This window comes from Streptomyces albireticuli (assembly GCF_002192455.1).
Classification (GTDB): Bacteria; Actinomycetota; Actinomycetes; order Streptomycetales; family Streptomycetaceae; genus Streptomyces; species Streptomyces albireticuli_B.
Genome location: NZ_CP021744.1, coordinates 7,009,895 through 7,032,257, shown reverse-complemented (window position 1 = coordinate 7,032,257; position 22,363 = coordinate 7,009,895). Strand labels below are relative to the sequence as shown.

The following is a 22,363-nucleotide window of genomic DNA, read 5'->3' as shown; positions in this document are numbered from 1 at the left end:
TGGGAACGGAAGGGGTGATCCCCGTGCCGGACCCACCACACGCGTCCGCCGGCCCCGACACCGCCGTCGACGAGAACCGGCTGGAAGAGCTGATCGTCGAGGCGCAGACGGCCCTGCCGTTCGAACTGCCCGACCTGGCGAACCGGTGCGCCTCGGCCCTCGGCCTGGGCACCGCGCTGATCTACCTTGTCGACCTCCAGCAACAGCTGCTGATCCCGCTCGACGAGGCATTGGAGCCACTTCCGGTGGACCGTTCGCTGGCCGGCTGGGCGTACCGCACGGTCACTCCGCGAGTGGCCGACGCCGACGACGACGTGGTGGTCTGGATGCCCTTGGTCGACGGTGCGGAACGGCTGGGCGTGCTGGCGGTGCGCACCCCCTGGCTCGACGGGGTGCGGATGCGCCGCAGCCGGATGCTGGCCTTCCTGTTCGCCATGCTGATCACCTCCAAGCGCGCCTACAGCGACTGGCTCGCCGCCCGCGCCCGCACCGCGACCATGCGGCTGCCCACCGAGATGCTGCGGGCCTTCCTGCCGTCCCACACCATCGGCAGCAGCAGGTGCGTCTCGACCGCGGTCCTGGAGCCGGCGTACGACGTCGCCGGCGACGCCTTCGACCACTCGGTGGTCAAGGACGTGCTGCACACCATGATCCTCGACTCCATGGGGCACGATCTGAACTCCGGCCTGACCACGTCGGTCGCCATGGCGGCGGCGCGGAACGCCCGCCGCGGCGGTGGCGACCTGGCCGACGTCGTCGGCTCCGTGGACCAGGCGCTCGCCCAGTGGCTGCCCGACCAGTTCTGCACCGGCGTGCTGTGCCGGCTCGACGCGCTCACCGGGGAGCTGCGCTGGGTCAACTGCGGTCATCCCCCGCCGCTGCTGATCCGGGACGAGCGGGTGCTCGGCGGAGTGCTGGACAGCCCTCCGCAGCCGCCGATCGGCCTGGCCGGCCAATTCGCACCGTCGGCCCGGCAGGTCCACGAGACGACGCTGGAACCGGGCGACTGCGTCCTGCTCTACACCGACGGCGTCGTGGAAGCCCGCGACGCCGAGGGGGCGGAGTTCGGCCTTGACCGGTTCACCGACTTCATCATCCGCTCCTCCGCGGCCGGCCAGCGTCCGGCCGAAGTCCTGCGGCTGCTCATCCACGCCGTCCTCGACTACCAGCGCAACCAGCTGCGGGACGACGCGACCATCCTGCTCTTCGAATGGCGCCCGCAGTACTGGTAGCGCGGTACCGAGCTGAGCGTCCGAGCGGGCCCCACCGAACTGCCCGGCCCGTGCGGCGGTCCATGCCCTCCGGTTCGATCGAGTCGACCCTCACCCGGGCGTGGCTGAGCCGCCGACGATGTCGTCGGCGTGCACCGGCAGGCCGGAGGACAGTGGTCATGCCGGCCGTTTCGCATCGGTGGGGAGCAGGTAGTTGGGCCCGTCGACGTAGTACTTGTTGATGTCCACAGCGCCCGAGCGGTCCTTGCTGAACAGCGTTCCGGCGGTGACCATCGCCTTGACCGGCAGCCGGGGCGCCTTGAGCACCCGGGCGCGCAGCACCGCGGCCGGTCCCGCGGGAAGCCGGTCGACGGCTTCGGTGAGCCGGTCCCGGAGGAACCCCAGCCAGGTGTCCAACGGGCCCCGGCCGCGTTCGGCCAGTTCGAAGGCAAGGGCGGCCGCACACAGATGAACGGGCACGGTCGTGAACAGGTCTGCCAGCGGGCCGTCGTCGGTGACGAGGACCCGGGGGTCGGCGAAGCCCAGCAGGCCGGCGGCTGCCGCCTCGCCGAGCCGTGCGGCGAGGCGCGCAGGGTGCACGCGTGGCCCGTCGTTGTCCTTGAGCAGCAGCCGCATCCGGGGGAGGCCGCCGTGGCCGTCGAGGACGATCGAGGTGTTCTGCTGGTGCGATTCCAGCGCGATGCCGTAGGAGAAGAGGGTGGTGTGCCAGTCCAGCAGCAGCCGGAGGTAGGCGTCGAGCAGCGCGGCCGCCGAGCCCCCGTAGTGGCATTCGGCGAGCACGTCGACGACGGTACGGCCGTCGGGGCAGGTGGCCAGCAGGGCGGCGACCGGAACCACATGGGCGTCGCCGAGCCCGGACGGGTAGCGGCGGACGAGCGCGGCGAGCAGTTCGTGGCCGGCGCCGAGGTGGGTACGTTCATCGGTGAGCAGCACGGCGTCGGCGAAGCGGGGCTCGCGGGCCGCGATCTCCGCCACCAGCCGCTGCCCGCACTCTCCGTTGGGCAGGACACCTGGTTTGATGGTGCGCCGGTTGAGCAGTCCCAAGGTGGACGTGGCCAGAGGAAGTTTGATGTGGACGCCGGGGTCGTCGACAACAGCGACGGTCCGCATGGACAGCGTGGGGACCACGGCCGGCCACGTCGTCTCGGCGAGCCGCGCGCTGCCGCCGAGGCCGGCGGCGGTGACGGCCTCGGCGAGGGGGCCCTCGGCGGTGAGCGGGTGGACGGGCAGCGCGAGGTACCCGTCGCCGGGCCGGGCCAGGCCGAGGGAGGCGGGGGCCGGCCACCAGCGCGGCAGCCGGGCCCGCGGTCCGAGGGCCAGCGCGTCACGCGGCAGAACGAGCCAGCGCAGGCCGAACACCGCCCGGAATTCCGGTGCGTATGCGAGGAGTTGGCGCTCGCCGAGACCGTGGCGTACCCGACCGGTGGGGTAGACCGGATGGTCCCGGAAGGCGGCCAGCGCCTCGAAGGCGAGGGAACCCCGCACCCCCGTCCACTCCTCCACGGGCCCGTGCTCCTCGGCCAGCCTCGCGACCACTCGCGGCCGCTCCCGACACTGCAACCGGGCCATGGTCACAGCCTGGTCGCATTCGGTACGGAAGGCGTCGAAACCCGGCAGATCCCGCTCGGCCACGCCCTCGCGCAGCCGGTCCAGTACGGCGCCGAGGCCGGGGACCGGGCGAACCCGGATCTCGCACTGGAAGCCGTCGGGGCGTACGGGGATGTCCGCCCCGGGAAGGACGAGCCAGTCGCCGTCGGGCCGTCGCTCGACGACTGCCCCGGGGCGCAGGTCGTACGGGTCTTCCCGCAGCAGGGCGCCGAGGGCCCGGGCGAGGATCTCGTCCTCCTCCGCCGTCACACGATCTCCCAGCGATGGGCGGCGAGGAACGCCGCCACGACACGTCCGATCCGGTCCTGGTCGGGCCCGGTGGCCCGTATGACGCCGAGGTGGTCGCGGTCGGAGTGGTGAAGGGGGTGCTCCTCGCCGATCCTGCGCTGCGGCCGGTAGACCAGCCGCACCCCGTCCCGGTCCCACTCCACGGGCCCCGGTGCGGACGTGAGGGTTCCGGCGCGCTGGGCATGCACGGTCTCGATACGGAGCAGCCGCCCCGCTCGCCGTGCGCCGAGGCCGGCCGGGAGCAGGTGGCCGAGATGGGCGCCGAGGACGTGCTCGAACAAGGGGATGCCGAGCGCCTCGGCGAGACCGAGGTCGGCCTGGTCGCCGGCGGAGCGGTAGTTGACCTCGATCACGCGGACCCGCTCGCCTTGGACCACGAACTCGGTGTGGCAGGCGCCGAACCCGACACCGAGGGCCTCGAGCCGTGCGACGACCTGCTCCACGTGCGTCCGGGGCGGAGCGGGCAGCAGATCGGCGCGCCGCAGGACGAAGTGCGGTGGCACGACATCCACTTCATGGAAGGAACCGAGGATGTGCAGGGCGCGTCCGTCCCCCAGGGTCTCCAGGGTGTGCAACGGCCCCGGCAGGTACTCCTCGGCGACCAGGGGCAGGCCGGGCCGCCGGGCCCACACGTCCCGGCAGTGGCGGAGCAGTTCCGCGCGGTCCTCGACCAGCTCGGCGTCCTCACTGGCCACCCCTTCGCGGGGTTTGACCACACAGGGGAAGGGCGGCCGGACATCCTCCGCGTCCCCGGGCCGGGTCAGCTCCGCGCTCCATACGGTCTCCAGCCCCGCCTCGGCGAGGGCCCACCGCATCTGCGCCTTGTTCTTGGTGAGCAGCGCGGCCCGCCATTCCTTGCCCGGCAGGCCGAACCACTCGGCGGCGAGCGCCGCTTGCACCTGGAGGTGGTCACTGTTGGTGAACACGGCCTCCGGCCGGCGGTCGAGCGCCGTGATGCGGGCGATCACCTCGCGGAAGTCGCGTACCTCGCAGGGGACGATGTCGATCCGGGGCCACGCGTCCCCGCCGCGCCCCTCGTAGGCCCGCCGGTGCGCTTCGGGTGCGTCGGTGAGCAGCGTGACGTCGAGCCCCAGCCGGGCGGCAGCCGGGAGGTAACCCTCGGTGACGGAGTCGGTCGGGGGCAGCGCCAGCAAATACAGCACGAGGGAACTGTAGAACCGGCGCCCTCCATGTCAATCCCTCTACCCGGTCGACTAGTTGGCCGGACGCATGCCGCGCCGACCTGGTCCGTTCGCCCCGTAACCTCCGCCGCGTCTCGCCGTTAGGCGAACAGTATGAGGAGCAGATCATTCAGCTCCATGACCCGCCGCTCAAGGAGACCCCATGTCCGTACGGTCCTGGTTCGGCACCGCGATCCTCGCCGCCGCCACGGTGCTGTCCTGCACGCAAGCCGCCTCGGCCCACGGGGAGCACGACGCCCGTGCACCGCATGCGACGCGCCTCTCCACCCAGAACGCGAACGCCAATGTCTTCCCGCCCTCCATCGGCGCGAGGGCTTTTCTGTACGACGCCGAGACCGGCAAGCCGCTCAGGGGTAAGCGTGTGGAGTTCACGACCCCCGACGGCAGCGAGATCTGCCGCGCCGTCACCAGCGCCGAGGGCGAGGCCGCGTGCGTCGGACCCCTCCGTCTTGGCACGGCGAGCGTCGGCACTCTGACCAACGGCTACGTCGCCGCCTTCCGAGGTGACGAGCAGTACGGGGCGTCGCACGCGTTCGGCACGGTGGGCCTACTGGTCCGCCCCTGAGACACTTTCCCGCCGTCAGTCATCGCATGGCCTGCGAGGAGTATCCTCTCTACCGCTCCGACTGCGACCACCTCGGTGTCGTCCCGACCACCGGGACCAACGCGCATCGCATCGAACGTGCCGTGGCAGCCTTCCTCGCCATCCAGCGTTGGGAGATCACATGACCTCACCCTGACGTATGTGCTGGTCCGATCCACCCGGCGGTGACAAGGTCCGAAAGACCGGAAGGAGCCAGCCCGTTGATGGACACACCGGTTGCGGTCGCGGGGCCCTCCGTGTGGCAGGGCGCGACGCTGAAGGAACGGGACTGGCTGATTCCGGTGCCTCGTCCACTGCCTGGGGGCGCCACGGGTGACGCGCCTCCGGGCCAGAAGGGTGCCGATCCCGCGGCCCGGGCCGCGCAGTACCTGAACCGCGGTCCCGGCCTGGCGGTGGTACGCGGCCTCGGTCTTGACACGTTGACCGATGAAGAGTGCGTCGCGGTGTGCGGGCGGTTCATGGCACCGCTGGGCGACGTGCGCCCTGTGAACCCGGACCACCCGGGTGACAACCTGGTGACGGCCGCGGCCGCCGCCCCCGCGCCCCCGGCACGCGCGCACCACCCCGGGGAAGACCTCGCCCTGCACACCGACCGGGCGAAATTCCCCGGACCTCCACGGCTGCTGGGCATGCTGTGCATCCGCCCGGCGCGACACGGCGGCGAATCGGTGCTGGTGAGCGGCCACGCCGTACACAACGCACTGCTCAGGTCCCGGCCGGATGTCCTTCCTGACCTCTACCAGGACTTCCACTTCGGCCGCGGGCCGGACTTCGAACACATCTACCCCGTCTTCCGGCGCAGCGCCGGCAGCCTGCACGTGCAGTACAACCGGTACTGGATCACCCGCGGCCACCGAGAGCACGGAATCCCGCTGTCCCCCGCTCAGGTTGCCGCTCTGAACGCCTTTGACGAGGTCCTGGCGGACCCTCGCATGGCCCTGCGCGTGCGGCTCCGCCGCGGTGACCTGCTGCTGGTGGACAACACGGCCGTCCTCCACGGCAGGACTTCGTTCGCCGACCCGCCCCCACCGCACGCCGGCCGCTGCCTGGTGCGGGTATGGGCCGACTGATCTGTTCTTCAACCCGCCGAACCGAGTCGAGCGATCCGCGGGGTCCGCAGCGCCCCTTCATGGGAACTACCCTCACACCCCCCGAAGTGTGGTCTCCCACCACATAGGCCCCTGACTTGCACCTTCCTACGGTGTGGCGATGCAATGACGCGCCCCTCGCCCACCCCGAAGTGATGACCATGGCAACCCTTAACTCGCTCCCCCGCATCGTCGTCGCGAGCCTCATCGGGATCATCATCGAGTGGTACGACAACCCCTCCGGGCAGGGCTAGGACCTGCCGTTTTCCTCAAAATGGGCGCCAAAGTCAGCACCGAACCAGCACCGGGTCTCAGCCCATACTCAGCAGGCGCCTTGTGGGTGATGTAACGCGCCTCGACGGTATTCGACAAGGGTGACGGTATGTGGTGCGCAGCTTTGCGCCGTACCGTGGTCATGCTCGCGGTAACCCTTCTGTTCACCGGGGCAGGCGGCACGATCTCGGCCTACGCCGCACCGCAGGACTCAGTACAAGGACAACCTGGACCGCCAGGTGCGGTTGAGTTTCCTGGGGTGAACCAGGGCGTTGAAGACCGTGTCCAGAATGGCGGCCGCCAGATCTTCAAGGGACTGGAGGGCGGAGTCGGCCGCCTTGCTTTCCGGCATCCTCCGGCGGCCGACTGGCGATCGAGCTCGGCCAAGGCGGACCTTCGGGCCGGAATCAGAAGGCGGGCGCCCTCGGCACACAGGGAGCCGCCGGGGCTGAGGGGTCCAGGGCCCGCTTGACCAATCCGATCGCACGCGGGCTGTACGACATGCTCAGATGGGCGGAGAAGTCGACGACGCAGCCCTCCTGCAAGGTGATGTTCTGCACCGTCGCTCCGGGGCCCGCCGTCATGAACGTGCTCTGCCAGGGGGTGGTGATCTCGTCGTACTTCGTGCCGACCACGGTGTAGTCGATCCCCGGAACGGTGTCCCCGTCGGCGTTGAGCTCCTTGATGAAGTCGGATTTCTCGTACTGCTGGATGCCCGCCTTCCCCAAGGGCTTCTCCCCGAGGCCCAGCATGTGGAGCTTGTCGGCGAGAGTCTCGATGCCGCTCAGGGTGGTGCCGTGGTTGGTCGCGCCGAGCTGGACGATCTTCTTGACCTTGTTCTTCGAGGAGTCGGTCGGGTTCGCGCCTCCGTCGGCCTTGAGATACCAGCGGGACAGGGTCCCGCCCTGGGAGTGGCCGACAAGGTCCACCTGGCCGGAGCCGCTGGCGGCGAGCACCTTGTCCACGAAGGCGGCCAGCTCCTTGGAGGACTTCTTGATGTCTCCGTAACCCTTGACGGTGGGAGCGAGAGCCACTCCGGCGTCGTCGGTGTCGCCGTAGTCGAGGGCGTAGACGCAGTAGCCCTGGGCCTTCAACTCGGGGGACATCCGGGCCCAGTTGTTGTAGCGGTTCTCGTAGGTCCCGTGCACCAGGACGACCGGACGCGGGTGGGCGGCGCCGGGACGGCAGTTCCAGTCATTGGCGCCCGGCGGATCGATGTCGAGGTGGAGGATGGAATGGACCATAGCGGGAAGGAAATTGTCCTGCTCAGGGCCGGTCTCCGCGGCCGCGGACGTGGAGGTGGCCAAGACCGTCGCCGCGGCGGTGGCACAGACGGCGGTGACATATTTCGGTATGTGCAAGACGGCTCCTGAGAAGTGTGGAACTCGGGCCACGCGCGATGTTTCCCGTGGGTGCCGACCGAAGAGGGAACCTCGGGTGGCCTCCTCCGGCGTCCCCACCGGATGACGCACCGTCAAACCTCGGCCCTGGTAACGCCTGAGGAGAATCCCGGACCGTCGGACACGTACCCCGGGTAGCTTTACGGGCCCCCAGTATGCACGCGAGGCGGGAGGTTCTGAAGGGAGGAAACACAAACCTCGAAGGGGGTAGGCGGGGCTGCCGACAAAGCCCCTGTCCGGGGTCGTGCGGGCCGCGAGCGACCTCGACGCCCCCGGCACGCCCCGGAGCTGAGCTCGGCGGAGAACGCCTGGGTCGTGGCCCCGCCCCTGTCATACCTCGTCGGCGGCGTCCTTCGACCTCTACCGGTGGGCTCTCCCGATCTCAACCCCGGGGGCCGCCTGCCTGCGGAGCGCCCGGCGCCTCGTACGGGAGCCGGCCGCGGTGGTGCTGCTCAGCGCGAGCGAGGCCCTGCACGGCGCCACCGCCCTCCTCGGCGGGCAGCCCCGCTTGCGGTTCATCCACGAGACCGTCACCACGGAGGACGCGCCGGTACGGCCGCTCGGCCGGCTCGCCCTCCGAAGCGAGCGGCAGGTGATCGCGCTGTACCCGACGGCAGCCGTACGGGATCGGTTCGCCGGCGCCTTCCCTCGCGTGGCCGGGCGGGTGCGGGCCTGCGCGGTCGACGACGGTAACCGGCTCACCGGGGCCGAGCGGGACGGCGCCCGCACCGCGTTGGGCATCCCTGAGACCGCCCCGGCGGTGTGCCTGGCCGGCGGCTGGTGGCCCTACAAGGACATCACCACCATCGGCGCCGCCCTGGCCCGGCTCACGAAGCCGCCGCACCTGGTGGTCACCGGCAGCCCACTCGACGAGGACCTGCTCGCCCGCGTCGCCACCGACGGCCGACTGGCCCACTGGCAGCCCGGTACGGGGTTGGACCGCGCCTTCCCGCTCGGCGGCCCCCTCACTCACCGGCTCCTGCACGGCGACCCCCGCAAGATCGTCCTCGCCGGGTCCGGCACCACGGCGGCCTCCGGCAACCACCGCACCCCCGGGCACAAGCCCGACCCGGACACCCTGGCCTGCGTGCACCACTGCACATGGCGCGCGGGTGTCCTGGGCGACTCGCGGCGCCGCGTGGAGAACTTCGCCTTCGGCGCCTGGGCCGAGCACTCCCCGGCCGTACGGGACGAGGCCGGACGACCGCTGGACCACACCGACCGGCACCACGGGCGGATCGACGTCGCCGACCCCCGCCTCGGCTTCCTCCGTGTCACCCTCGACGGCCTGCCGGCCGGGTGGGCGACCGAGGCCCGCGGCATCGTCACCCGATGACGCCCACCTGCCGCGAACACCCACCAGTAGCCGACACTGGTCGGCGAGAACGGAAGCCGGGCCAGGTAGAGAGAAGGGAGGCGGCCGTGCCGGAGCGCGAGCCGACGGCGGTGCTGCTGGTGGGCATCACCGGCGCCGGCAAGACCATGCTCGCCCAGGCCAGCGCGAACCACCTTGGCCGGGGTTCGCCGCATGCGGCAGGGGACGTTCGGCCGCGGGTACCGGTCCCCGAGGCTGGGCTCGGGGTAGAGACGCGGAGGGCCCCGTACGGAGCCGGGAGGCCGGGGATTCACGTGCGGGGCCGCGCTCACGGGGTGGGGGCCGTCAGACTCCGGTCAAGGTGTATGTACCCGTGCCGTCCTGCCTGCCGCTGGAGTACTGGCGGATGAGCTCACCGTCCGCGTACCGGTCGTGGCCCAGCATGGAGCCGGTGTACTTGTTCTGCAGACCGATCTTCGAGCTGCCGGGTACGTCGCGGTAGATGTAGAACCTCTGGAGGTCGTCCTCCCCGCAGGTGGCCGTCGTCAGGTAGGCCTGTTCCAGGTTGGCGATGTTCGCCGGGATGGTCGCGCAACCGCCGTTGCCCCAGTTCCACAGGGACGCCTCGATGACCCCGTTGTTCTCCGTCACATTGCACAGCCGCCAGTTGTCCAGGTGGGCACTTGTCCAATTGGATTGGCGCAGGCGGATGCCGTCGTTGGCCAGGCGCGGTGCGCTCCAGTTCAGGGGCTTGCCGGGGACGTCGATCTTGTAGGCGCCGGGTTGGCAGTTCAGGGCGGCGCGCGGGGTGGGCTTGGCGGCCTGGGTGGCCTTCATGTTCTGGGCGGCCTTGGCGGCTGTTGCGGCGTTGCCGGCATCGCGCTTGGCCTGGTCGGCCCTGGCCGAGGGGACGGGACCTGCCGGGTGCTTCGCGGTGGCGGCGGGGGAGCCGCAGTCCAACAGGCCCTGGGCCTTGGCCATGATGCTGTTGGCGGGGACCTTGTCCTCGCAGCGCACCGCGCCTTCTTCGAGGGCGGTGTAGGTGGTGTAGCTGCCGCTGTCAGGGCCCTCGGTCCACTTCAGTGCCCAACTGCCGTCGCCCTGTTGGATGCGGTTGCAGTTGAGGCTGCCGTAGGTGCCGGTGACCTTCTTGGTGCCCTTGTAGAGGCCGTAGTAGCCGGGCTCGAAGAAGTTCCAGGAGACGGAGTTCGACTCGCTGCTGGTGGAGGAGTAGTTGACCTGCACGTTCAGGCCCAGGCTCGCCCCGACGCTGCCGAGGGCCTCGACGGCGAAGCTTCCCTGAACGGTGCCGTTGAGGCCGACAGAAACCGAGATGGTGGTCTGGGTGCTGGTGGTGACGGTATGGCTGCCGGTGGAGCCCTGGGTGACGTACCAGCCCTTGAAGTGGGTGATCGTCGGGGTGACTTCGGTCGTCTTGATGACCGGGTGGCGTCTGCCGAGATCGGCTGCTGTACAGGTCTGGCCGGGCTGGACCGTCTGCCCGGGGGCGGCCGGGGTGGCGGCGGCCGGGGCGGCGGCCAGGCCCACGGTGGCCGTCGCGGTGGCTATGAGCGCTCCGATGCCTCTGCTCAGGCGGGTTTTTGTGCGACGCATCGTTGCCTTCCCCCTGTGTGTGATCTGTGAGGTGAGTGTGAGTGAAACTAGCGCCGCCGGGGGCAGCAGGTCTGTACCGCAACTGGCCAAATACGATCACGAACTGTCGCGTTCTCGGTTGGCATGAACGGGAGTTGACCGGTTCCATGCCTTCGGTGCGCCCGCAACGGGCCACCGGAGGAAGGGACCACCTCTTGAAACACGTCAGACGCGGCCTGGCAGCGATAGCCTCGCTCGCCCTCACCGCAGCCCTGTGCGCCGTGGGCGCCCAACCGGCCGCCGCCCAACCGCCCACGAGCCGTACAGTCCCCCAGGGCCACGGCGACTGTACGGAAACCGGGCGCGACCTCCGGCGCGAGGGCATGGCCTGGACCTGCGTCAAGACGGGACCGGCCACCGCCTCCGCCCTCGCCGCCGTGCCCGCCGCAGCCCCCCGGGGGGCCCGTGCCAACCCGGGGGCGGACCTCTGCCTCAAGATGGACCCCGACCCGAACAAGCCCATCGAGCCCATCGCCTCGAACCGCAAGGCGTACTGCACCCGGTACCTGGCCGAGTACGTGACCCTTGGCGAGGACAGCAAGGTGAACGGTGAGGCCCATGTCATGGTCTTCGCCGCAGCGGCCATGAACTCCCTGCCCAATGCACAGTGGAAGGAGGACATCAGGATCTATGTCACTGACATGACGCCCAATATCGCCGCTGTGACGATGGCTCTGAGCGCCACGTGCAGCGGCCAGTGCACGGCGGGGGAACCGGCCTGGGGCGGCGCGCCCGTGCTCCTGAAGAACGGCCAGGGCAGGGAGGACGGAAGCCTCTCCTACAGCTCGTCGGTCGGCAAGGGCTTCGACACGATCGTCCAGCCCTCCTACCACGTGAACGGGACCATTAAAACCGTCAACGGCGGTGGGAGGCCGGTGAACAGGTTCCTGGACTGGACCGGCCCCAAGGTGCGCTGTGACGACAAGGTCTCACCGGAGGCCGGATCGCCGCCCGGATGCATTGTCGACGGGCACACGGCCAACGTGACACTCCACCGGTCGCTCTACAAGGGGGCGGCCGTCGCCTACGAGTGGGCGCAGAAGAAACTCACGGGCAAATTCGGCACCCCCGGGCACCTGCTGAACCGGTGGCATGTTGACCCGCTCGACCCGGAGGCCAAGAACAGGCGGGCCCTGACCTGTGACCGTGGGAAGTACAAGTTCCCCCGGGGCGCCACGGGCATCCCCAACGACTCGTGTGACGAGTACCCGTTCGCCAAGTCGACGCAGGGCGGCAACGAGGGTGAACTGTGTATCGACATCACCCCGCGCGAGGTCGGCGGGGTGTGGGACGTGGCGAACGTGACCGTCGACCGGGGCACCCCGCCCAACGCGCCCTGTATCCGGGCCCATGTCGACGAAAAGGACAACTCCGCTGCGGGTTCCGAGTTCGGGAGGGCGGTGACGTCCGACCGCATCATGCAGGGCGAGGCGTTCGAGGTCATCATCGACGCGTAGGCGGCGGATCTGCCTCCCCGGGCACCCGGGGAGGCAGACCAGGAGCCGGCCAGGTTCCGTCTGACGGGTCATGTGCGCCCGGTACCGTCAGGGCCCGGTGACGGGCACCCGCAGCGTGTTGGCGGGCCCCGCAGATCGTCGAGTCCACGCTCGCCATTGACCAGTCGATTCGCCCCTGCGTATCACTGAGATCTCCCCGTCCCACATGCCTGGGAACGAGTTCTCCCCTCGGTTCGTCACCGGCCCATCAGACAGGCCCTAGGGAGTCGATCCGCCCGCGGTGCCGGGCGCCGGTGCTGTATTCGCTCGCCAGGAAGCGCGCCCCGAGGACCGTCTCCATGTTCGCCTCGACCAGATCCTGCAAATGACGCTCACGCACAGCGCTGCGCGTGGCGATCTCCACCACGCCCTGCTCACCGTTTTCATGACGCCTCGCGTGCTGCGGACGATCTCCCAGAGCGGACCCCCTGGGAACCCTCGCGACCGTCCGGCCGGCACATCCTCCGTACCGCCCGGCCTGTCGCCAAATGTCGAAGTTCAACGCTCCGTAGTCAGCGCCAAATCAGCACGGGAGTCAGCACCGATCAACAAGTAATCTCAAATCAGGGCAATCGATTTCTTGAGCTCTCTGGGCTTTCCGCATACGAGTTGGGCTCCTGACGCCACCCCTCACTCCTCGGCATGGCTGCCACCCTCACACCCCGCCCCCGAACTGTGGACCCCCACAACATAGGTCTCCAACCTGCGACTTCCTACGGTATGGCGACGCAATGACGCGCCCACCCCCACCCGGAAGTGATGACCATGGCCACCCCCAACTCGCTCCCCCGCATCGTCGTCGCGAGCCTCATCGGCACCACCGTCGAGTGGTACGACTTCTTCCTCTACGGATCCGCCGCCGCGCTCGTCTTCAACAAGCTCTTCTTCCCCGGCTCCGATCCGCTCGTCGGCACCCTGCTCTCCTTCCTGACCTATGCCGTGGGCTTTGTCGCGCGGCCCGTCGGGGCGTTGGTGTTCGGGCATTTCGGGGATCGGCTCGGGCGGAAGAAGTTGTTGGTGGTGAGCCTGCTGATGATGGGGGGTGCGACGTGCGGGATCGGGGTGTTGCCTACGCATGCTGCCGTGGGGGTGTTGGCGCCTGTGTTGCTGACGGGGTTGCGGTTGGTGCAGGGGTTTGCGTTGGGGGGTGAGTGGGGTGGGGCCGTGTTGCTGGTGTCCGAGCACGGGGACGCCCGGCGGCGGGGGTTCTGGGCGGCGTGGCCGCAGACCGGGGCGCCGGCCGGGCAGTTGCTCGCCACCGGGGTGCTGTCCGCGCTGACGGGGGTGCTGTCGGACGGGGACTTCGAGGCGTGGGGGTGGCGGGTGCCGTTCCTGTTGTCCGGGGTGCTGGTGATGGTGGGTCTGTGGATACGGTTGTCCGTCGACGAGTCGCCGGTGTTCAAGGCCGCGCTCGCCCGGGCCGAGGCGCAGCAGGAGGAGGGCGTCGCCGAGCGGCCGCCGCTCGTCGCCGTGCTGCGTGATCACTGGCGCGACGTGCTCGTCGCCATGGGTGCCCGGATGGCCGAGAACATCAGCTACTACGTGATCACCGCCTTCATCCTCGTCTACGCGACCGAGCGGAGGCACCTCGCCCAGCAGACCGCCCTCAACGCGGTGCTGATCGGCTCCGCCGCGCACTTCGCCGTCATCCCCGCGTGGGGCGCGCTGTCGGACCGGGTCGGCCGCCGGCCCGTCTACATGGTGGGCGCGGCGGGCGTCGGCGTCTGGGCGTTCCCGTTCTTCGCGCTCGTGGACTCCGGGAGTTTCGGCGGGCTCGTGACCGCTGTCACGGTCGGGCTGGTCCTCCACGGTGCGATGTACGCGCCGCAGGCGGCCTTCTTCTCGGAGATGTTCGCGACACGGATGCGGTATTCGGGCGCCTCGATCGGGGCCCAGTTCGCGTCCGTGGCCGCCGGGGCGCCGGCCCCGCTGATCGCCACGGCGCTGCTCGCCGAGTACGACAGCGGGTCGCCGGTCGCCCTGTACGTCATCGCGGCCGCGGTGCTGACGCTCGTGGCCGTGGTGTGCGCCCAGGAGACCCGGCACCGCGACCTCGGGGAGGCGGACGACGACGCCGGCCGGGCGGCTCCCGCCCGTACCGGCGGCGGCTCCTCAGTCACCGAGCGCCGTTGACAGCCCGTGCAGCCGCAGCGCCAGCTGGATCTCCAGGGCCCGGGCGGGTGTCTGCCAGTCCGGGCCCAGCAGGCGGCCGACCCGGTCCAGCCGCTGCGCGACCGTGTTGACGTGCACGTGCAACGCGTCCTTGGTGCGTGCCGGGCTCATCCCGCCGGCGAAGTAGGCGTCGAGGGTGCGGACGAGCGCGGTGCCGCGCCGCGTGTCGTAGTCGACGACCGGGCCGATCGTCCGGGTGATGAACTCCCCCACGCGGGCCCCGTCGTGGCCGTGTGCGGCGCCGGTCAGCAGCAGGCCCAGGAAGCCGAAGTCCTCGGCGGCCGCGCCGTCGCCGCCGCGCCCGAGGACGCGCAGGGCCTCCAGGCAGCGGCGGGCCTCGGCGTAGGCGGTGGCGACGGCTCCGGGGTGGCTGTCCGGAGCGGGTACGGGCCCGGCGGCGCCGACCGTGACGGGGGCGTGGACGGCCGCGCCGAGGCGCTGGGCGAGGTGCCGCGCCGTGCGGGTCGCGTCGTCGTACGGGCCGTGGGGCAGGAGCAGTACGGTGCCGCCGTCGCGCGCGGCGGCCAGGCCGTGCCGGGTGGCGGCCAGGTGGGAGGCGGCGGACCACAGGCGCCGGCGGTCGGCCGGGGCGTCGGCGTGCTCGTCCGCCGTGCGGGCGGCGAGGACGAGGTGCGGCGTGTCGAGTGCGGCGCGCAGCCGGGCGGCGCGTTCGCGGAGGAGGCGGGGGTCGCGGTCGGGGGCGTCGATCAGGTCGTCCAGGAGCTCGCCGCGTACGCGCTGCTCGGCCTCGTCCGCCGAGCGGAAGGCGAGCCGCAGGAGCGAGGTGACCATCGCGGCCCGCTCCAGGGTGCGCCGGTCCACCGGGTCGAGGCGGGGCCGGCCGCGCAGCCGGAGGGCGCCCAGCAGCTCGCCGCCCGCGGACACGGCGGCGATCCAGCCGTCGTCGTCGCGGACGGCGCGCCCGTCCGCGCGGGAGCGTTCCACGGCGGGCGCCGGGCAGTCCTCGGTCTCCAGGAACTCGACGTGCCCGGCGAGGACCTCGGTGACCGCCCGCGCCACGTCGTGGACGCCGCCGCCCCGCAGGACGAGTTCGGTGAGCCTGTCGTGGATGCCGGCGGCGCGTTCGATCGTGGCACTGCGGTCGCGGGCGGTGGCGTTGGCCGTCTCCAGCTCGGCGAGCGCCGAGCGGGTCTCGGCGAGGAGGTTGGCCGTGTCGATGGCCACGGCCGCGTGGGCCGCGAAGGAGGCGAGCAGGGCGATCTGCTGCCGGTCGAACACCCTGGCCCGCCGGTCGGCCGCGAACAGGACGCCGATGACGCCGCTGCCGAGCTCCAGCGGGACGCCGAGGATCGCGACGAGCCCCTCGTCCCGCACCCCGGAGTCGATGGTCCGGGTGTGCTGGAAGCGGAGGTCGTCCAGATAGCTCTCGGTGACGTACGGGCGGGCCGTCTGCGCCACGAGCCCGCCCAGCCCCTCCCCCATCCCGAGCCGCAGCTGCTGGAAGCGGGCGGACACCGAGCCGTCGGTGACCCGCATGTACGTGTCCCCCGCGGCCGGGTCGTTGAGCGTGAGGTACGCCGCGTCGGCGCCCAGCAAGGAGCGGGCGCGCCGCACGATGGCGAGGAGGACCGCGTCGAGGTCGCGCAGCCCCGCCAGGTCGTGGGCGGTGGCGAAGAGGGCGGACAGTTCCGCCTCGCGCCGTCTGCGGTCCTCCAGTTCGGCCCGGACGCGCAGGGCGAGGAGCTTGGCGTGCTCCACGGCGGCGAGGAGGTCCGGCGACGCCCCCTCGGCGCGGGCGCGCAGCACGGGACGCTCGTACGCCTCGGCGGGGGCGCCGTGCGCGAGGAGCGCGAGGTAGGCGGCGAAGGGGCCGTCGCCGGTGCGGTCGTCGGTTCCGGGCACAGGAGACACCGGAGGCGCAGGAGACGCTGGAGGCACTTGGGACATAGGAGGCACAGGAGGCACAGGAGGTGTGGACATGGGCACAGGATCCCCGTCACCGAATGCCGCTTCCACATACTTTCCCGGGAGTTCGTGGGGTCCGCGGTGGCCCCTGGGACAGGAGCCCTCAGTGCGCCGTCCAGCCGCCGTCCATGACGAGGCTGGTCCCGGTGATGAAGGAGGCGTGCGGACCGCAGAGGTAGGCGACGGCCTCCGCCACCTCTTCCGGCTCGACGAGCCGCTTGTGCGCCGAGTCGGCCAGCAGCACCTCGCCGAGCACGCGTTCCACGGGCAGCGAGTGGGCCGCCGCCTGCTCCGCGAGCTGCCGCTCGACCAGGGGCGTACGCACGTAACCCGGGCTCACGCAGTTGGAGGTGACCCCGTGGCCGGCGCCTTCGAGGGCGGCGGTCTTGGACAGCCCTTCGAGGCCGTGCTTCGCGGCGACGTAGGCGGACTTGTAGGGCGAGGCGCGCAGCCCGTGCACGGAGGAGATGTTGACGACGCGGCCCCAGCCCCGCTCGTACATGTGCGGCAGCGCGCCCCTGAGCAGGCGGAAGGGCGCCTCCAGCATGAGCGTGAGGACATTGTGGAAGACGTCGGGCGGGAAGTCCTCGATGGGGCGTACGCACTGGATGCCGGCGTTGTTGACGAGGATGTCGGTGCCGGCCGCGGCCCGTTCGGCCGCGTCGAGGTCCGTGAGGTCGAGGGCGACGGGCTCGACGGTGCCGGCCAGGCACTCCGCCCGGGCCGCGACCCGCGCGAGACCGGGCTCGTCACGGTCCAGGGCCCGGACGCGCGCTCCCGCGGCGGCGAGCCGGAGGGCGCAGGCCGCGCCTATGCCGCCGGCGGCGCCGGTGACAAGGGCGGTACGGCCCTGGAGGCCCGGGGACGGGCAGGAGGCCGGGGCGGGAAAAGGGGCGGAGGGCGAGGGGGGCGGGGTGGTGGGGCCGGTGGGGGTGGTCATGCCCGCACCCTAGGCGCGCGGCCCGCGGCGGGCCGATGGGTCACGGCCCCACAGGACGCGCCGGTCGTATGGCGGGTGCCGACATGTGTGCCGGGTACGGCGGAGGGCTCTCCCCGCGGCGGGCGAGCCGGGAAGGGGCCGCGGGAAGAGCCGAGGTCTGCTCCGGTGCACGCCGGTCACCGCCGGCGTGCGGGGGTTCCGTCCGGTCAGCCGAGGATGTGCACCTCGGTGCTGTTGGTGCCCGTCCGGCTCTTCTTCACCGCCACCAGGTCCTGGCGGCCGTCGCGGTTCCAGTCGGCGACGGAGAACTCGAAGGTGTTGTCGGTCTCGTGGAGCGCCGTGCCGGTCTGAAGGGCGAACCGCTGGAAGCCACTGCCGCCCGACAGGACGTGCACCTCGGTGCTGTTGGTACCGGTCCGGCTCTTCTTGATCGCCACCAGATCGGGACGGCCGTCGCGGTCCCAGTCGGCGGCCGCGAAGTCGAAGGTGTCGTCGGTCTCGTGCAACGCCGTGCCGGTCTGAAGGGCGAACCGCTGGAACCCGCTGCCGCCCGACAGGACGTGCACCTCCGTGCTGTTGGTACCGGTCCGGCTCTTCTTCACCGCCACCAGATCGGGACGGCCGTCACGGTCCCAGTCGGCGGCCGCGAAGTCGAAGGTCCCGTCGGTTTCATGGAGTGCTGTACCGCTCTGGAATATGAAGCGCTGGAAGTTGCTGGCACCGGAGAGGATGTGCACCTCCGTGCTGTTGGTGCCCGTCCGGCTCTTCTTGATCGCCACCAGGTCGGGACGGCCGTCACGGTCCCAGTCCGCCAGCGCGAAGTCGAAGGTCCCGTCGGTCTCGTGGAGCGCGGTGCCGGTCTGGAGCACGAACCGCTGGAAGTTGCTCGCCCCGGAGAGGACGTGCACCTCCGTGCTGTTCGTGCCGGTTCTGCTCTTCTTCACCGCCACCAGGTCGGGACGGCCGTCACGGTCCCAGTCGGCGGTCGCGGTGGCGAAGGTGTCGTCGGTCTCGTGGAGCGCCGTACCGGTTTGCAGGATGAAGTTACGGAACGCCGCGGCGCCCGCCTGGGACGTCGTCGCCTTGCCCTGCGGGTGATCCTGACCGGCGGCGACGGCGCCGCCAGGGGCGGCGAGGATCGCCCCCAGGACGACCGGGGCGAGTGCGGCGATGGCCTTCATGGTGCGCACAGGAATGCCTCCCTGACACATGCTCCCGAGAAGTTCCCGGGAAGCCCGACCGATGCTAGGGGCCCCTCCGTACCCCGGGGATCGGGCGCCTCACCGACGGCCGGAATCCACGGTTGAAGGACCGATTCCCGCCCAACGTTCAAGATCCACATCGTTGACTTTCCTTCAAATGCAAGGAGATGGCGGCAAGTGTGGGGGCGGACTTCAACGCACCGCCCCATCCGGGCCATTGGCGCGCGCCCGCCCCGTCCGGCACTCTGCCTGGAACTGCGCCTTGCCCTGAACGTGACCGGCGGTACCGAGGGATCGTTGCCCCGGGTGCCCGGGCGTGTCAGCGGGCGTACGGGGCGGGCGTGTTCGACGAGACGGGGTGGAGCGGGTGCGGCGGCACCGGGTGTTGCGAGTCCTCATGGGCGGCGTGCTGTCGGCCGCGGCCCTGGCACTGTGGTGGCTGAGCGATCCGTCGCTCCTCGCGGGCGCCGTGATCCTCGGCGTCGTCAGCGCCCTCACGCTGCTGGCGACCGCGCTGGCGGCGGCATGGCCCGCCGGGACACTCTCCGCCACGCTCCGGCGGCCGGCCGGCACGCGGCACGACGCGGCGGAGGAACTCGCCCGGCGGCTCCGCAGGGAATACGAGGAGGAGACGCTGCTCCGGCGGCTGTACGAATCGGCGCTGCCCGTGGTGTGGTCACCGGTGGCGGGAGCGCCCTCGTCGCCCTCCCGCCCCGGCGCGGGGAGCGGACCGCCGGTCTTCCGCTCGAACCAGCTGGACGACCTGGCCACCGTCTTCCGCCGCATGGAGGCACCACGGCTCGTGGTCGTCGGCCCGCCGGGCTCGGGCAAGTCGACCTTCGCCCAACTGCTCTCGCTGGCACTGCTCGAAGGCCGGGAGGCGGGGAGCGGCGAGCCCGTCCCCGTCCTGCTGCCGCTCGCCTCCTTCGACCCCTCGCACACCAGCCTGCGGGGCTGGCTGTACGACGGGATCGCCACCGCCCACCCGGGCCTGACCCGCTCCCGGTCGTACGGGCCCCTCATCGCGCGGACCCTTCTGGACAGCGGACAGGTGCTGCCCGTCCTCGACGGCCTGGACGAGCTCCCGCTCCAAGCACAGCTTTCGGCGTTGCTCGCGCTGCGGACGGACTTTCCCGGGGACGCCCCTCTGGTCATCACCTGCCGCACCCGTGAGTACGACAGCCTCACGGCCGCGACGGCACCACTGGCGGGCGTCACGGTGATCGGGCCCGCCCCCGTCCCTCTCGACGAGGCGCTCGGCATGCTGCGCCGGGCCACCCCGCCCGGCCGGGACGGATGGGGCGGATGGCGCTGGACGGCCATCGCCGAGCATGTGCGACACCACCCCGTCGGGCCGGTGGCCCGCGCTCTGACGAGCCCTTTGACGGTGTCCCTCGCGGCGACCGTCTACGCCCACCCCGGCACCGACCCCGCCGAGCTCGCCGACCCCGCCCGTTTCCCCAGCGTCGCCGCCGTCGAGGAGCACCTCCTCGCCCGGTTCGTCCCGGCGGCCTTCGCGCGTCCCGAGCACCAGGTCCCCCACCGGCCGGGGTGGGACCCGGAGAAGGCCCGGCATTACCTCGCCTACCTGGCCCGCCGCCTCCGTGACCAGCCGAGGGCGGGAGGCGCGGTCTGGTGGGAGTCGCGCCGGCCGGTCCGGCCGGCGGGCGGACGGTGGATCCGGGCCCTGGCGTGGACCGCGTCCGTGGTGTTCGCGGGTCTGGCACCGTGGCTGGCGTGGCGGACGCTCCCGGGAACCGGCGGGTCGGGCACACCTCTCGAAAAGGCGTGGTGGGGCGTCGTCCTCGCCGCTTCCCTGGTCTCCCTGTGGTACGCGTGGGCCGCGGTACGACGGCGTCGCTCCGGCGGCGCGGTACGACAGGGGTACCACCGGGTCTCGGTGGGAGGGTATTACCGCAGGGTCGCGGGCCCGCAGGTGTTCCCCCACAGTCGGCGGCGCCGCCCATGGGCCGGCGGCGCATGGCCCCGGGCGTCCCTCCGGAGCGGGCGGCGCGTCGCCCTCGTCCGCGGCGCCGGTGCCGCCGCGCTGGTGGGCGTGACCGGGGCCGTCTGGGCGTTCTGCGCGCCGGACGCCCTGGCCGACCCGGGGCCGGGCCTCCTGTCCCTCGGTCTGTTCTGTGCCGTCCTGGCGTCGGCCTCCTCGCTCTGGCCGTCCTCCCTCCTGTCCCGGGGCGTGCTCGCCGCGCGCGGCCGGCTGCCGTGGCGGCTCCGGTCCTTCCTCGCCGACGCCCACCGCCTCGGTGTGCTCCGGCGGGCCGGCGCCACCTACCAGTTCCGGCACGCCCGGCTCCAGGAGCACCTGGCGGGGGTGCCCGTGCCCGCCGAAGCGGCCGTGAGCGCCGAGCGTCTGTCCCCCTGGCGGCAGCCGTCGGCGACACCCGCCCCTCGGCACAAGCCGCCGGGCGCCCGGCCCCGCGGCACACCCTTCGCCGCGTCCCCGGCCGCGCAACCCGCGCAGCCCGCGCAATCCGCGGAACGTGTGGAACCCGACGAGCCCCGCCGCCTCACCGCCCAGCTGGCCGAGCAGGCCCCGCCCGGCCGGGAGGTCCCCCTGCACGTGCAGGTCACGCGGGGCACCACGGAAGAGGGCGTGCCGCTGCGGCCGTTCGCGATCCCGGCCGGGGGCGCCCGGCTGCTCGTCACCGTGCACGCCCCGGGTCTCCAGGCGCTGGGCGACCTCCAGCAGGAGCTGACCGTCCTGCCCGGCCGGGACTCGGACGTCCTGCACTTCGGGCTGCGGACCACGGCCCCCGGGCTCCACGCCGTGACCGTACGGGCCTTCCGCGGCGGGTCGCTCCTCGGCGAGCTGCGGCTCCAGATCTCCGTGCGGCCCGGTACGCCCGCCCGGGACGGGCCGGCCCACGGCGCCCCGCTCAGCACCGCGTTCGACCCGGGCGAGGTGAGCCTCCAGGTCCACAAGGAGGCGGACGGCTCGTACAGCTTCCAGCTCCTCGGCGAGACCGCGTACGCGCCCGAGTCCTTCCGGCTCCTGGCCGGGGACTCCCGCGGCGCGACGGAGCGGATCTACGACGAGCTGCGGCGCACGGCCGCCGCGGCCGGGCCCGGCGGTGGGCTCGACACGGACCGGGCGCGCCGGCGGCTGCGCAATCTGGGGGTGCAGCTGTGGGCCAGTGCCGTGCCCGACGCGGTGCGGCGGCAGTTCTGGGACGAGGCCGGGCGGGTCACCGCGCTGACCGTGCTCGGCGAGCACGACGTCGTGCCCTGGGAGCTGCTGTATCCGCTGGACGGCGGGCGGGAGGGCGAGGGTTTCCTCGCGGAGTGGCTGCCGGTGGTGCGGCGGGTCTTCGGGCAGGACAGGGTCCGCGAGCTGTCCCTGTCGCGCGCGGCGTTCGTCGTGCCGCCGGGTTCGCCGCCCGAGGCGGAGCGCGAGGTGGCGGCCCTCCGGGCCAGGCTGGGTTCCGCCGTGGCCTACGGCGGGACCCTGACGCACGGCGCCGCCGTGAGCACGCTGATCGACAAGGGGCTGACGGGGCTGCTGCACTTCGCCTGCCACAACGCCTTCACCAGCGGCGGCTCCCATGTCGCGATGGCGGACGGGCCCTTCGACCCGGTCGACCTCGCCTACGCCACCCAGTCCGGCGCGCTGCGCGCCACCCATCCGCTGGTGTTCTTCAACGCGTGCCGGAGCGCCGGGCAGATCGACTGGTTCTCCTCCGGCATGGGCTGGGCGCCGCAGTTCCTCAAGGCCGGGGCCGGGGCGTTCGTGGGCACCCTGTGGCCGGTGCGCTCGGACTCCGCCCTGACGTTCGCCGGCGCCTTCTACGACCATCTGCTCACCGACGGCCAGACGCTGGGCCAGGCCTCGCTGAACGCCCGCCGGGCCATCCGCGACCAGGGCGGGGACCCGACCTGGCTGGCCTACGCCATGTACGGGAGCCCGGCCGCCCGGGCCTCCACACCATGAGAACGACCACGAGAACGA

The 22,363-nt window shown here is 71.8% G+C and carries 15 protein-coding genes and 1 pseudogene; 7 read left to right on the top strand and 9 right to left on the bottom strand.

What is annotated here, in order from left to right; translation table 11 throughout:
• The first annotated feature begins 23 nt into the window (after positions 1–23).
• The gene (locus SMD11_RS30295; protein ID WP_234366230.1) at positions 24–1,232 is read left to right on the top strand and encodes a PP2C family protein-serine/threonine phosphatase; all 1,209 of its coding nucleotides are present in this window, start codon (positions 24–26) and stop codon (positions 1,230–1,232) included.
• A gap of 156 nt (positions 1,233–1,388) precedes the next feature.
• On the opposite strand, the gene SMD11_RS30290 is transcribed toward SMD11_RS30295, so the two are convergent.
• A complete protein-coding gene (locus tag SMD11_RS30290; RefSeq protein WP_234366229.1) occupies positions 1,389–3,089 on the bottom strand; it encodes an IucA/IucC family protein in 1,701 nt (566 codons plus the stop codon).
• On the bottom strand, positions 3,086–4,291 hold the full coding sequence (locus tag SMD11_RS30285) for an ATP-grasp domain-containing protein (RefSeq protein ID WP_087929474.1): 1,206 nt from the start codon (positions 4,289–4,291) through the stop codon (positions 3,086–3,088). The genes SMD11_RS30290 and SMD11_RS30285 overlap by 4 nt, the downstream gene beginning before the upstream one ends.
• Before the next feature lie 181 nt (positions 4,292–4,472).
• Here SMD11_RS30285 and SMD11_RS30280 point away from each other — a divergent pair, with 181 nt between their 5' ends.
• Both SMD11_RS30280 and SMD11_RS30275 read left to right on the top strand, forming a co-directional pair.
• A complete protein-coding gene (locus SMD11_RS30280; RefSeq protein WP_087929473.1) occupies positions 4,473–4,895 on the top strand; it encodes a hypothetical protein in 423 nt (140 codons plus the stop codon).
• 242 nt (positions 4,896–5,137) lie between these two features.
• Positions 5,138–6,004 carry a TauD/TfdA family dioxygenase gene (locus tag SMD11_RS30275; RefSeq protein WP_087929472.1) on the top strand — a complete coding sequence of 289 codons (867 nt, stop codon included), beginning with the start codon at positions 5,138–5,140 and terminating at the stop codon, positions 6,002–6,004.
• 698 nt (positions 6,005–6,702) lie between these two features.
• Here SMD11_RS30275 and SMD11_RS30270 read toward each other — a convergent pair.
• Complete coding sequence (locus SMD11_RS30270) at positions 6,703–7,539, bottom strand: esterase/lipase family protein (RefSeq protein ID WP_087929471.1); 837 nt, start codon at positions 7,537–7,539, stop codon at positions 6,703–6,705.
• 598 nt (positions 7,540–8,137) lie between these two features.
• Here SMD11_RS30270 and SMD11_RS36020 point away from each other — a divergent pair.
• Positions 8,138–9,031: a hypothetical protein gene (locus SMD11_RS36020; protein ID WP_199843987.1), complete on the top strand. Its 894-nt coding sequence runs from the start codon at positions 8,138–8,140 to the stop codon at positions 9,029–9,031.
• Between the two features lie 324 nt (positions 9,032–9,355).
• Here SMD11_RS36020 and SMD11_RS30260 read toward each other — a convergent pair whose 3' ends face one another.
• The gene (locus tag SMD11_RS30260; RefSeq protein WP_199843986.1) at positions 9,356–10,624 is read right to left on the bottom strand and encodes a hypothetical protein; all 1,269 of its coding nucleotides are present in this window, start codon (positions 10,622–10,624) and stop codon (positions 9,356–9,358) included.
• 194 nt (positions 10,625–10,818) lie between these two features.
• Here SMD11_RS30260 and SMD11_RS30255 point away from each other — a divergent pair, with 194 nt between their 5' ends.
• A complete protein-coding gene (locus SMD11_RS30255; RefSeq protein ID WP_087929469.1) occupies positions 10,819–12,120 on the top strand; it encodes a NucA/NucB deoxyribonuclease domain-containing protein in 1,302 nt (433 codons plus the stop codon).
• 76 nt (positions 12,121–12,196) lie between these two features.
• Here the strand turns inward: SMD11_RS30255 and SMD11_RS35065 are convergent.
• Positions 12,197–12,307 (bottom strand): annotated as a pseudogene (locus SMD11_RS35065) (IS5/IS1182 family transposase); the annotation flags it as partial.
• A gap of 60 nt (positions 12,308–12,367) precedes the next feature.
• The gene (locus tag SMD11_RS30250; protein WP_199843985.1) at positions 12,368–12,526 is read right to left on the bottom strand and encodes a hypothetical protein; all 159 of its coding nucleotides are present in this window, start codon (positions 12,524–12,526) and stop codon (positions 12,368–12,370) included.
• A gap of 392 nt (positions 12,527–12,918) precedes the next feature.
• On the opposite strand from SMD11_RS30250, the gene SMD11_RS30245 reads away from it, so the two are divergent.
• Positions 12,919–14,292: an MFS transporter gene (locus SMD11_RS30245; RefSeq protein ID WP_087929468.1), complete on the top strand. Its 1,374-nt coding sequence runs from the start codon at positions 12,919–12,921 to the stop codon at positions 14,290–14,292.
• On the opposite strand, the gene SMD11_RS30240 is transcribed toward SMD11_RS30245, so the two are convergent.
• The 3 genes from SMD11_RS30240 to SMD11_RS30230 form a co-directional block, all read right to left on the bottom strand.
• Positions 14,272–16,239, bottom strand: a complete 1,968-nt coding sequence (locus tag SMD11_RS30240) for a helix-turn-helix domain-containing protein (protein WP_087929467.1) — start codon at positions 16,237–16,239, stop codon at positions 14,272–14,274. The genes SMD11_RS30245 and SMD11_RS30240 overlap by 21 nt on opposite strands.
• A gap of 121 nt (positions 16,240–16,360) precedes the next feature.
• Positions 16,361–17,197, bottom strand: a complete 837-nt coding sequence (locus SMD11_RS30235; protein ID WP_087929466.1) for a 3-hydroxybutyrate dehydrogenase — start codon at positions 17,195–17,197, stop codon at positions 16,361–16,363.
• 206 nt (positions 17,198–17,403) lie between these two features.
• Positions 17,404–18,378, bottom strand: coding sequence for an FG-GAP repeat domain-containing protein (locus tag SMD11_RS30230; RefSeq protein WP_234366494.1), 975 nt, complete (start codon positions 18,376–18,378; stop codon positions 17,404–17,406).
• A 403-nt stretch (positions 18,379–18,781) separates the two neighbouring features.
• Between SMD11_RS30230 and SMD11_RS30225 the strand changes: the two genes are divergently transcribed.
• Entirely contained in the window at positions 18,782–22,345 is a 3,564-nt protein-coding gene (locus tag SMD11_RS30225; RefSeq protein ID WP_159395393.1) for a CHAT domain-containing protein, read from the top strand.
• The last annotated feature ends 18 nt before the right edge of the window (positions 22,346–22,363 follow it).

Excerpts from the sequence above, each read along its gene's own strand:
- SMD11_RS30275 (WP_087929472.1), top strand. The coding sequence starts at position 5,138 with ATGGACACACCGGTTGCGGTCGCGGGGCCCTCCGTGTGGCAGGGCGCG.
- SMD11_RS30245 (WP_087929468.1), top strand. The coding sequence starts at position 12,919 with ATGACCATGGCCACCCCCAACTCGCTCCCCCGCATCGTCGTCGCGAGC.
- SMD11_RS30235 (WP_087929466.1), bottom strand. The coding sequence starts at position 17,197 with ATGACCACCCCCACCGGCCCCACCACCCCGCCCCCCTCGCCCTCCGCC.
- SMD11_RS30270 (WP_087929471.1), bottom strand. The coding sequence starts at position 7,539 with ATGGTCCATTCCATCCTCCACCTCGACATCGATCCGCCGGGCGCCAAT.
- SMD11_RS30260 (WP_199843986.1), bottom strand. The coding sequence starts at position 10,624 with ATGCGTCGCACAAAAACCCGCCTGAGCAGAGGCATCGGAGCGCTCATA.
- SMD11_RS30230 (WP_234366494.1), bottom strand. The coding sequence starts at position 18,378 with ATGAAGGCCATCGCCGCACTCGCCCCGGTCGTCCTGGGGGCGATCCTC.
- SMD11_RS30240 (WP_087929467.1), bottom strand. The coding sequence starts at position 16,239 with ATGTCCCAAGTGCCTCCAGCGTCTCCTGCGCCTCCGGTGTCTCCTGTG.
- SMD11_RS30280 (WP_087929473.1), top strand. The coding sequence starts at position 4,473 with ATGTCCGTACGGTCCTGGTTCGGCACCGCGATCCTCGCCGCCGCCACG.